6 protein-coding genes are annotated in these 11,924 nt (G+C 57.8%); 4 read left to right on the top strand and 2 right to left on the bottom strand.

What is annotated here, in order from left to right; translation table 11 throughout:
* Positions 1-19: 19 nt before the first annotated feature.
* A complete protein-coding gene (yegD, locus tag EE896_RS06710) occupies positions 20-1,372 on the top strand; it encodes a molecular chaperone (protein ID WP_008926093.1) in 1,353 nt (450 codons plus the stop codon).
* A 371-nt stretch (positions 1,373-1,743) separates the two neighbouring features.
* Here yegD and EE896_RS06705 read toward each other — a convergent pair whose 3' ends face one another.
* Together EE896_RS06705 and EE896_RS06700 are read right to left on the bottom strand one after the other, a co-directional pair.
* Entirely contained in the window at positions 1,744-3,084 is a 1,341-nt protein-coding gene (locus EE896_RS06705) for a carbohydrate porin (RefSeq protein WP_008926094.1), read from the bottom strand.
* Positions 3,085-3,291: 207 nt separating this feature from the next.
* Entirely contained in the window at positions 3,292-4,251 is a 960-nt protein-coding gene (locus tag EE896_RS06700) for an aldo/keto reductase (protein WP_039659791.1), read from the bottom strand.
* A gap of 240 nt (positions 4,252-4,491) precedes the next feature.
* Between EE896_RS06700 and EE896_RS06695 the strand changes: the two genes are divergently transcribed.
* The 3 genes from EE896_RS06695 to mdtC are packed head-to-tail and all read left to right on the top strand — an operon-like array spanning position 4,492 to position 11,920.
* The gene (locus tag EE896_RS06695) at positions 4,492-5,730 is read left to right on the top strand and encodes an MdtA/MuxA family multidrug efflux RND transporter periplasmic adaptor subunit (protein ID WP_140916243.1); all 1,239 of its coding nucleotides are present in this window, start codon (positions 4,492-4,494) and stop codon (positions 5,728-5,730) included.
* The gene (locus EE896_RS06690) at positions 5,730-8,852 is read left to right on the top strand and encodes an MdtB/MuxB family multidrug efflux RND transporter permease subunit (RefSeq protein WP_140916244.1); all 3,123 of its coding nucleotides are present in this window, start codon (positions 5,730-5,732) and stop codon (positions 8,850-8,852) included. The genes EE896_RS06695 and EE896_RS06690 overlap by 1 nt, the downstream gene beginning before the upstream one ends.
* Positions 8,849-11,920, top strand: coding sequence for a multidrug efflux RND transporter permease subunit MdtC (gene mdtC / locus EE896_RS06685; RefSeq protein WP_004571271.1), 3,072 nt, complete (start codon positions 8,849-8,851; stop codon positions 11,918-11,920). The genes EE896_RS06690 and mdtC overlap by 4 nt, the downstream gene beginning before the upstream one ends.
* The last annotated feature ends 4 nt before the right edge of the window (positions 11,921-11,924 follow it).

Genomic DNA, 11,924 nt, shown 5'->3' with positions numbered 1-11,924 from the left:
TTCCGGCATGGGGGCGAAAATGTTCATAGGATTCGATTACGGTACGGCTAACTGCTCAATTGCAGTCAGCGAAAATGGCACGCCACGTCTGTTAACGCTGGAAAATGATCAGCGCCTGCTGCCGTCGATGATCTGTGCGCCTACCCGCGAGTCGATCAGCGAATGGCTCTATCGCCATCATCAGGTGGCAACACCTGATAGCGAAACCACCGCGTTGTTGCAGCGCGCCCTGCGTTATAACCGCGAAGAAGATATTGAGGTTCAGCCCAACAGTGTGCAGTTTGGCCTTACCGCGCTGCAGCACTATATGGTCGATCCCGAAGATGTCTGGTTCGTTAAATCCCCCAAATCCTTTCTCGGTGCCACTGGCCTGAAGCCGCAGCAGATTGCTCTGTTTGAAGATCTGGTCTGCGCCATGATGCTGCACATCCGCCAAAAGGGCGAAAGCCAGCTTGATCACGCTATCGATCAGGCTGTGATCGGGCGACCGGTCAACTTCCAGGGCTTAGGCAGTGAAGAGTCTAACCAGCAGGCTGAAGGCATTCTGCTTCGCGCAGCACACCGTGCCGGTTTCCGCGACGTGGAATTTCAGTTTGAACCGGTGGCAGCCGGACTCGATTTCGAAGCCACACTCAAACAGGAAACAACCGTGCTGGTTGTGGATATCGGCGGCGGAACCACCGACTGCTCGATGTTGCTGATGGGGCCAAAGTGGCGTGATAAGGCCGACCGCCGCGAAAGCCTGTTGGGCCATAGCGGTTGCCGCGTTGGCGGTAACGACCTGGATATCATGCTGACGTTTAAGACCCTGATGCCGCTACTTGGCCTGGGTGGTAATACCCAGAAAGGCACCGCCTTGCCAGCCCTGCCGTGGTGGAACGCCATCGCGATAAATGATGTGCCGGCACAGAGCGACTTCTACAGCCCGGCCTGCGGAAAGTGGCTGCGGGATTTAGTGCGGGATGCTGAACAGGGTGATGTGGTGGCTCGCCTGCTGAAAGTGTGGCAGCAAAAACTCAGTTATCGCCTGGTGCGTGCGGCGGAAGAGAGCAAGATTGCGCTGTCAGCTAATCCGGCACATACCGCCTCGCTCGACTTTATTGCCGCGGCATTAGAGACAGAAATTGGTGTGGAGCAGTTGCAGGACGCCATCAGTCAGCCGCTGGAGAAAATTCTGGAGCAGGTGCAGCTGGCCTTAGCCACCAGCCAGATTAAACCGGATGTCATCTACCTGACCGGCGGCAGTGCGCGTTCACCGTTACTGCGCGCGGCACTGCAGCAGACGCTGCCGGATACGCCGATTGCGGGCGGCGATGATTTCGCCTCCGTCACCGCCGGGCTGGCCCGCTGGGCAGAAGTGATGTTCCGTTGATCTTTGGCAGCCCTGCTATGTAAAAAAAAGCACCTTTAAGTGCCCTTTCAGACTGCTGACAAATTCAAATCAGGGTGTAACTGGCAGCGACGGAATAACTCAACAAGCAGGGAACACGGTCAGAGGAGGAAAGCGTCCCGCGCCATGGACGGCGCGGGCCGAGCGTGCCAGGGATTGGTGTAAGCGACTTTCCGATCTGACCGTGTTTACTGCACTGGCTCGATCTCACAGCTAACCGAGCCAAACTTCGTCATCAATCTCAAACGGCAACTGCTTATCGTTTTTGTTTGCAGACAACGATGAGCACGCTCCCACCGCTTTACGTTTGGGAGCAGTCTGCCTGATACATCTGAGCCCTTTTGGGCTGTAAATCAGAAGGCGATATTGGCGCTGATACCGCCGATAAACGCATCTTTCACTTCGCTTACCGCGCCTGGCGCCACCACATACTGCAGGTTTGGTCGCAGTGACATCCAGTTCGTCACTTTGGCGTTGTAATAAACCTCATAGTTGTACTCTGAACCTTCCTGAAGCGGCAGATAGGTCGGGCTGTCAAAGCGGCTCTCGCCATTCGCCTGATTCTGCTGACGCAGAGCGCGGGTGTAGTCGCTGTTCACATGAATACGCGACGCGCCCACGCCGATCTCATCCTGAGGACGGGCATCAAACGGTCCTGTCCAGGTAAACGCGATAGACTGGTAGTTATCCGTCTTCGAGGTCTTGTGATCGTTCATCACCGCCTGAACCCGCACGCCCAGACCACGATTCACATCGCCATCCTGCGCGGTCAGCTGTTGCTGTAACAGCAGATAGCCGCCATAGGCATGCGCCTGATCCTGATAGCCGCCATTGCGCCAGCTGCCATAAACATCGCCATCCACCGACGAATAGTAATAACCGATGCGGTAGTTACCCGGTAATTTCTCCGGCCCGAACGTCGGTTTCCAGCCCAGTTCCACCGGCACCAGATTGCCCTCGGAATTGCTGGTATCCAGACGGAAGCCATCTCCACGATCATAGTTAGCTCGGTTCTGATTGTAGAAACCAACCTGGAAGAAGACCTCCGGGGTGATATTGAACTTAATCCGACCGCCCCACTGCGATACCGGCCAGTTGAACCAGCGGTCGCCGCGCCAGTTACCTGCCTGTCCGCTGCCCAGTGCCAGGTTCTGGAACAGGTTGCCATCGAAATTATCGAAGTCTTCACCCACCGTCACGCGTCCGGCTTTCAGATCGACCACATCGTTAAACAATCCTTTGCGTAACCAGAACTGTGTCAGACGCCAGGTCTGGCCGCGACCATACACCTCCTGCACGGAGGAGAGCATCCCGGTGCGTTGATCCGCGACCTGCTCAGAAACATTCTGTCCGTTACGATTCGTCACGGTCATCTGAAATTCGGCATCCTGCCAGTCCAGCAGCTTTTGCAGGTCGAAATTGGTGCCGAACGTCCACTGGTCGCTGTAGCGCATGGTGGTGTTGGTATTTGCGCCACCCCCTAAATTTGCGGCGCTCTCCATGGTGTAGTTGACGTCAAACTTGATGCCGTCATCCTGCAATTGCGTTCGGTAGCCGCCCCAGTCACCAAACATCCATTCGGAGTCCGGACTCAGCGCGTCAGCAGCCATGGCTTGTGAAGAAAAAATGGCCAGGATCAGGGTGCCCGTTGCCATACTGGCAGCGGAAAAGGTGGGTGCTTTTCTGTTTTTCATCTTGTTTATTCTTATGTGAGTTACGGGAAGTGACGCGCAGAGGATAGTGCTGGGTAAACGCTGTTTTTTATAAATACGTGCGCATAATTTCCCGTAACATCCGTTTATTAATGCAAGTGTGATCGGGATCTCTGATTGATTATTCTTTGGGCGGGCTTACTTCCTGCACAGGCATACCGTAAAAAAGGGGCGCTGGCGCCCCTGAAGTTAACGGCTCGCCTGGTTCAGTTGCGCGATCTGCGCGGGGGTCAGCGTCAGTTGCATCGCACCAGCCAGATCGTCGAGTTGTTTAATCGACGTCGCACTGACGATCGGGGCGGTGATGCCAGGACGGGCAATCAGCCATGCCAGTGCCACCTGAGCTGGCGTCGCCTGATGGGCTTCACTGATGGCATCCAGCGCATCCAGGATCCGCAGACCGCGCGGGTTAAGGTATTTCTCCACCACGCCCTGCCCGCGTGCGCTTTTACCGGCATCTGCTGCATCACGATATTTGCCACTGAGAAAACCGCTGGCCAGCGAGTAGTAGTTGATCACGCCTAAACCCTGCGCCATGACAACGGGCTCCAGTTCCGACTCATAAGGCTGGCGGTCAAACAGGTTATATTGCGGTTGCAGCGTTTCATAACGCGCCAGCCCCTGCGATTCACTCACCTTCAACGCCTCCTGCAGACGCGCTGCGCTGTAATTGGAGGCACCAATGGCGCGCACTTTACCTTCACGGATCAGGCTGTCAAAGGTGCTCAGCGTTTCCGTCAGCGGCGTATCCTGATCGTCGCGGTGTGCCTGATAGAGATCGATATAGTCAGTCTGTAAGCGGCGAAGTGAATCTTCGACTGCCTGACGGATATATTGCGGCTTCAGCCCGGTCTTCTCAGGCGACATTTCCATGCCAACTTTGGTTGCCAGCACAATCTGGTCACGTTTTCCGCTTTTTTTCAGCCACTCTCCAATAATGGTTTCGGATTCACCGCCTTTATTGCCTGGCGCCCAGCGGGAGTAGACATCGGCGGTATCGATGAACCACAGCCCTCGTTCAACCAGCCCATCCAGCAGAGAAAACGAGGTGGATTGATCCACCGTCCAGCCAAACACATTGCCGCCAAACGTCAGTAACGGCACCGTAATCCCACTGTCACCCAACTGCCGGGTTTGATTCTGACTCATTATCTGCTCCTTAATTTGCCTGACAAACTGCCTGTTTCTCAGCATAGCAAAGTGTTTTCACGCCTTTATGACGATTGTGCTGCGATTAATGTAATAACAGGCATAATTACCCGGCCCTGACAGATATCCTTATTTCCTTCAAATTTTGCCTGTCAGAGGCGACTACACTCTGTCGTTTGCAGGCTACCCATTTGATGCCTGCGCCTGGGACTACGTCACTGCTGGAGAGCATCAACAATCATGAGCACCCGACACCCTGTTATGAAGAAAACACTGATCGCACTGGCCCTGATTGCTGTGGCCGCTGGCGGCTACTATGCCTGGCAGCGCACTGCCCAGCCACAGAGCAGCAGCCAGACGGACTCGCCCGGGCCTCGAGGTGGCAAGGGCAGCGGTGACGGCGCTCGTCGGCCACTCGCCCCTGTTCAGGCAGCGACGGCTACCAGCCAGAGCGTGCCGCAATACCTTAGCGGATTGGGTACCGTCACGGCGGCTAACACGGCCACGGTGCGCAGCCGGGTCAATGGCGATCTGCTGGCGATCCACTTTACCGAAGGCCAGCAGGTCAACGCGGGCGATCTGCTGGCAGAAGTCGACCCACGTCCTTACCAGGTGGCGTTAACCCAGGCTCAGGGCCAGCTGGCGAAAGATCAGGCGACGCTGGCCAATGCCCGTCGCGACCTGGCGCGCTTCGAGAAGCTGGCAAAAACGTCGCTGGTATCGCAGCAGGAGCTGGATACCCAGCGCTCACTGGTGAATGAAACGCTGGGCATCCTGAAAGCGGATGAGGGAAGCGTCGCCAGTGCGCAGCTCAATCTGACCTACAGCAAAATCACTGCACCGATTGCCGGCCGTGTCGGCCTGAAACAGGTGGATGTCGGCAACTACGTCACCAGTGGCGACACCACCGGTATCGTCGTGATCACCCAGACGCACCCGATTGATGTGGTCTTTACCCTGGCGGAGAACAGCATCAGTTCCATTCTCAAGGCACAGAAAAGCGGCCAGCCGCTGCTGGTGGAGGCCTGGGATCGCAGTAATGAGAATTTAATCGCCAGCGGCAAACTGCTGAGCCTCGATAACCAGATTGATGTGACGACCGGCACCATAAAAATCAAAGCGCGGTTTGATAATCAGGACGACGCCCTCTTCCCTAATCAGTTCGTCAATGTTCGGCTCAAGGTCAACACCTTGCAGAATGCCGTTGTGATTCCGCCTGCCGCATTACAGATGGGCAACGAAGGCCACTTTGTCTGGGTGGTCAACAGTGACAACAAGGTGAGCAAGAAAAGCGTGATTGCCGGCCTGCAGGATAGCCAGAAAGTGGTGGTCAGCGCCGGTCTGGAAGCCGGTGAACGGGTCGTGACCGATGGTCTGGATCGTCTGACCGAAGGCGCGAAAGTCGAGGTGGTCGCGCCGCAGAGCAACGCACCGCGCGCCACCCGCGCCGCCCTGCCGTCAAAAGGAGAGCGTGAGTAATGCAGGTCATGCCTCCCGATCACAGTGACGGGCCGTCACGCCAGTTTATTCTGCGTCCGGTCGCCACCACGCTGTTGATGATTGCGATTTTGCTGGCCGGAGTGCTGGGCTACCGGTTCCTGCCGGTCTCGGCACTGCCGGAAGTCGATTATCCGACTATCCAGGTGGTTACGCTTTATCCTGGTGCCAGCCCGGATGTGGTCACCTCCTCCATTACCGCCCCACTAGAGCGTCAGTTTGGTCAGATGTCGGGGCTGAAACAGATGGCATCGCAAAGCTCCGGCGGTGCCTCGGTGGTAACACTGCAGTTTCAGCTGACGCTGCCGCTGGATGTGGCCGAGCAGGAGGTGCAGGCGGCCATTAACTCCGCCACTAATCTGTTGCCCAACGACCTGCCCAATCCACCGGTCTACAGCAAAGTAAACCCTGCCGATCCGCCCATCATGACGCTGGCCGTCACGACGCGCAGCATGCCGCTGACGCAGGTGCAGGACATGGTGGAAACGCGGGTCGCGCAGAAAATTTCGCAGGTCAGCGGTGTCGGCCTGGTCACACTGTCAGGCGGTCAGCGCCCGGCAGTGCGGGTAAAAATGAATGCGCAGGCGCTGGCGGCGCTGGGTCTGACCAGTGAAACGGTGCGAACCGCCATCAGCAATGCCAACGTTAACTCCGCCAAAGGCAGCCTGGATGGTCCGACGCGTTCTATTACCCTGTCAGCCAATGACCAGATGAAATCCGCGGAAGATTATCGCCAGCTGATTATCAGCTACAAAAATGGCGCGCCGGTGCGTCTTGGTGACGTGGCGACCATTGAACAGGGAGCAGAAAACAGCTGGCTTGGCGCCTGGGCCAATCGCGATGCGGCGATTGTGCTTAATGTCCAGCGTCAGCCTGGCGCTAATATTATCGCCACTGCAGATAATATCCGTGCCATGTTGCCCGCCCTGACCGAAACGCTGCCCAAATCGGTAGAGGTGAAACTGCTCACCGACCGCACCACCAATATTCGCGCGTCGGTGAACGACACGCAGTTTGAGCTGATACTGGCGATGGCGCTGGTGGTGATGATTATCTATCTGTTCCTGCGTAACGTGCCCGCCACGCTGATCCCGGCGGTGGCGGTGCCGCTGTCGCTGATCGGCACCTTTGCGGCGATGTACTTTCTCGGTTTTTCCATTAATAACCTGACGCTGATGGCGCTGACCATTGCCACGGGTTTTGTGGTCGATGATGCCATTGTGGTGATTGAGAACATCTCGCGCTATATCGAAAAAGGGGAAAAGCCGCTTACCGCCGCGCTGAAAGGTGCCGGTGAGATCGGCTTTACCATTATCTCCCTGACCTTTTCGCTGATTGCGGTACTGATTCCACTGCTGTTTATGGGCGACGTAATTGGCCGTCTGTTCCGCGAATTTGCCGTGACGCTGGCCGTAGCGATTCTGATTTCCGCAGTAGTGTCACTCACCCTGACGCCGATGATGTGCGCCCGGATGCTGAGCGCAGAGTCGCTGCGTAAACAGAACCGCTTTTCACGGGCCAGCGAGGCGATTTTTGATCGTATCGTGGCCGCCTATGGCCGTGGCCTGAAACGGGTGCTGAATCACCCCTGGCTGACATTGTCGGTCGCGCTTGGCACCCTTGTGCTGACGCTGCTGCTGTGGATGGTGATCCCGAAAGGCTTTTTCCCGCAGCAGGACAACAGCATTATTCAGGGTACGCTGCAGGCACCGCAGTCGGTCTCCTACGCCAGCATGGCAGAGCGCACCCGCGACGTTGCCTCCATCATCATGAAAGATCCGGCGGTTGAGAGCATGACCTCGTTCGTCGGCGTCGATGGCACCAATGCCTCACTGAACAGCGCGCGACTGCAGATTAACCTTAAACCTCTGGATCAACGCGACGACCGCATTCCGGCTATTCAGCAACGCCTGCAACAACAGGTCAGTCAGCTGCCGGGCGTGCAGCTCTGGCTGCAGGCGGTGCAGGATCTCACCATCGATACCCAGGCGAGCCGCACGCCGTACCAGTTCACGCTGCAGTCCGGCTCCCTGTCGTCGCTCAGCACCTGGGTGCCGGCCCTGCTGACCCGGCTCAGTACCCTGCCACAGCTGCGTGACGTCAGCAGTGACTGGCAGGATCAGGGGCTGGAAGCTTATGTCAACGTTGACCGCGACAGCGCCAGCCGCCTCGGTATCAGCATGGCCGATGTCGATAACGCGCTGTACAACGCGTTTGGGCAGCGACTCATCTCCACCATCTATACCCAGGCAAATCAGTATCGTGTGGTGCTGGAGCAGGATAATAACGCCACACCGGGGCTGGAGAGCCTGGAGGCAATTCGCCTTAACAGCAGTGATGGCGGCAGCGTTCCGCTGAGCGCCATCGCCCGTATTGAACAGCGTCACACGCCGCTCAGCATTAACCATCTGGACCAGTTCCCGTCGGCGACCTTCTCCTTCAACGTGGCTGATGGCTATTCGCTGGAAGATGCGGTGAAGGCGGTGTCGCAGGCGGAAGCGCAGCTGGGCATGCCCGCGGAGCTGATGACCCAGTTCCAGGGCAGTACGCTGGCGTTTGAGGCGGCGCTCAGCAGCACCGTCTGGCTGATTGTGGCAGCCATCGTGGCGATGTACATCGTGCTGGGCGTGCTCTATGAAAGCTTTATTCACCCGATTACGATTCTCTCAACACTGCCCACTGCCGGTGTCGGCGCGCTGCTGGCGCTGATGCTCAGCGGCAATGAGCTGGATATCGTGGCAATTATCGGCATCATCCTGCTGATCGGCATCGTGAAAAAGAACGCCATCATGATGATCGACTTTGCGCTGGCAGCCGAACGTGAACAGGGCATGAAGCCGGTAGATGCCATCTATCAGGCCTGTCTGTTGCGCTTCCGTCCGATTCTGATGACCACACTGGCAGCCCTTCTCGGTGCGCTGCCGCTGATGCTCAGCACCGGCGTCGGTGCCGAATTGCGTCATCCGCTGGGAATCGCCATGGTCGGTGGCCTGATTCTGAGTCAGGTACTGACGCTGTTCACCACACCGGTGATCTACCTGCTGTTTGACCGCCTGGCGCATGCTACCCGCCGACGCTTTGGCCGTACGGAGGCCGCAGAGTGAAGTTTTTTGCCCTCTTCATCCATCGGCCCGTCGCCACGACCCTGCTGACACTGGCCATCGCCCTGGCCGGGATGCTGGGCTTCCGTCTGCTGCCGGTGGCACCGCTGCCGCAGGTCGATTTTCCAGTCATCGTCATCTCGGCCTCGCTGCCGGGTGCCTCACCGGAAATCATGGCATCGTCGGTGGCGACACCGCTGGAACGCTCGCTGGGACGCATCGCGGGGGTCAGTGAAATGACCTCCACCAGTTCGCTGGGCAGCACCCGCATCATTCTGGTGTTTGATTTTGATCGCGACATTAACGGCGCGGCGCGCGACGTGCAGGCCGCCATTAACGCCGCGCAAAGCCTGCTGCCCACCGGCATGCCGTCGCGTCCCACCTACCGGAAAGTTAACCCTTCTGATGCGCCGATCATGATCATGACGCTGACCTCAGATACCTACAATCCGGGTCAGCTTTATGACTACGCCTCCACCCAGCTGGCGCAGAAGCTGTCACAGATTGAAGGCGTGGGCGATGTCACCGTGGGCGGCAGTTCGCTGCCTGCGGTGCGCGTGGCGCTGAATCCCCAGGCACTGTTTAACCAGGGCGTATCGCTGGATGCGGTGCGCACCGCTATCTCCAATGCCAATCAGCGACGACCGCAGGGCGCACTGGATGACGGTCAGCAGCGCTGGCAACTGCGAACCAATGACGCGCTACAGACTGCCCGGGAATATCAGCCGCTGGTGGTGCATTATAACAACGGCGCGGCGGTCAGGCTGTCGGATGTGGCGACGGTAGAGGACTCGGTTCAGGACGTGCGCAACGCCGGGATGTCACGGGGTAAACCTGCGGTTCTGCTGCTGATCCGCAAAACGCCTGAAGCGAACGTCATTGATACGGTCGATCGGATTCGCGCTGAAATGCCGCTGCTGCATGAAGTGATCCCTGCTGCCATCGATCTTGAGATTGCGCAGGATCGCTCGCCCACTATTCGCGCCTCGCTGCATGAAGTAGAGCAGTCGCTGATTATCGCCGTGGCGCTGGTGATTCTGGTGGTATTTGTTTTCCTGCGCTCGGGCCGCGCCACGCTGATCCCGGCCGTTGCCGTGCCGGTTTCGCTAATCGGCACGTTTGCCGCGATGTACCTGTGCGGCTTCAGCCTGAATAATCTGTCACTGATGGCGCTGACCATTGCTACCGGTTTTGTGGTGGACGATGCGATTGTGGTGCTGGAGAACATTGCCCGTCACGTGGAAGCCGGCATGAAGCCGCTGGCTGCCGCGCTAAAAGGGGTGCGGGAAGTCGGCTTTACCGTGCTGTCGATGAGCCTGTCGCTGATTGCGGTGTTCCTGCCGCTCCTGATGATTGGCGGGCTGATTGGCCGCTTCTTCTCTGAGTTTTCCATTACGTTGTCGGTGTCGATTCTTATCTCGCTGTTTATCTCGGTCACGCTGACGCCGGTGATGTGCGCTTATCTGCTGAAGCCGCACGCGCCGCGCAGCCAGCCACGTCAGCGCGGGGTGGGCCGGCTACTGATGGCGATTCAGCAAGGCTACGGTCGGTCGCTTAACGTGGTGCTGAACCATGCACGCTGGGTGCTGCTGCTGTTTTTCGCCACCATCGCCCTGACAGGCTGGCTATTCGTTCATATCCCGAAAACCTTTATGCCGGAACAGGATACCGGGCGACTCTCCGGCTTTATCTCTGCCGACCAGAGCATTTCCTTTCAGGCGATGCGCAGCAAGCTGCAGGATTTTATGGAGATTGTCGGGGCCGATCCGGCGGTGGACAGCGTGGTGGGCTTTACCGGTGGGATGCGGACCAACAGCGGCTCGATGTTTATCTCGCTGAAGCCACTGTCGGAGCGTAAAGAGAGTGCCCTTGAAATAATCGCCCGGCTGCGCACTAAGCTGGCGAAAGAGCCGGGGGCGAATCTCTATCTGAATGCGGTGCAGGATCTGCGCGCAGGGGGGCGGGAATCGAATGCTGCTTATCAATATTCATTGCTGTCGGACGATCTCGGCGCACTGCGGACGTGGGAGCCGAAAATCCGCGAGGCGTTCTCCGCGCTGCCGCAGCTGGCGGACGTGAACTCCGATCAGCAGGATAAAGGCAGCGAAATGGCGCTGACCTACGATCGTGAAAGCATGGCCCGGCTTGGCATTGATGTCTCTCAGGCCAATGCCCTGCTGAATAACGCTTTTGGTCAGCGTCAGATTTCCACTATCTATCAGCCGCTTAATCAGTACAAAGTGGTGATGGAGGTCGATCCGCGCTACACCCAGGATATCAGCGCCCTTTCACAGATGTTTGTGATAAATAGCGACGGTAAAGCCATCCCGCTGTCGTGGTTCGCCCACTGGCAGCCGGCGAATGCGCCGCTGTCGGTGAACCATGAAGGGTTGTCAGCCGCCTCGACGATCTCTTTTAACCTGCCAGAGGGTGTGTCGCTGTCACAGGCATCGGAAGCAATTGAACGGACCATGACCGCGATTGGTGTGCCCTCCAGCGTGCGCGGCAGTTTTGCCGGTACGGCGCAGGTGTTTCAGCAGTCGCAAAGCAGCCAGCTCTGGCTGATGCTGGCAGCCATTGCGGCGGTCTATATCGTGCTGGGCATCCTCTACGAAAGCTATGTGCATCCGCTGACGATTCTCTCTACCCTGCCCTCGGCGGGTGTCGGGGCGTTGCTGGCGCTGGAACTGTTCGATACGCCCTTTAGCCTGATTGCGCTGATCGGTATTCTGCTGCTGATTGGCATCGTGAAAAAGAACGCCATCATGATGGTCGATTTTGCGCTGGAGGCCGAGCGTAACGGCCAGCTGAGTGCGCGAGAGGCGATTTTCCAGGCGTGCCTGCTGCGCTTCCGGCCAATTATGATGACCACGCTGGCGGCATTGTTTGGCGCGCTGCCACTGGTGCTGAGCAGCGGCGACGGTGCCGAACTACGTCAACCGCTGGGAATTACCATTGCAGGCGGGCTGGTGATGAGCCAGTTGCTGACACTCTACACCACGCCGGTGGTCTATCTGATGATGGATAAATTGCGGCGCAAAAAGCGTCCGCTGACCGCCGCCGCGCAATAGCCGT

The sequence above is a fragment of the Pantoea eucalypti genome (genome assembly GCF_009646115.1).
Classification (GTDB): Bacteria; Pseudomonadota; Gammaproteobacteria; order Enterobacterales; family Enterobacteriaceae; genus Pantoea; species Pantoea eucalypti.
The sequence above is the reverse complement of the archived record's forward strand: the minus strand, read 5'-3'. Positions and strand labels throughout refer to the sequence as shown.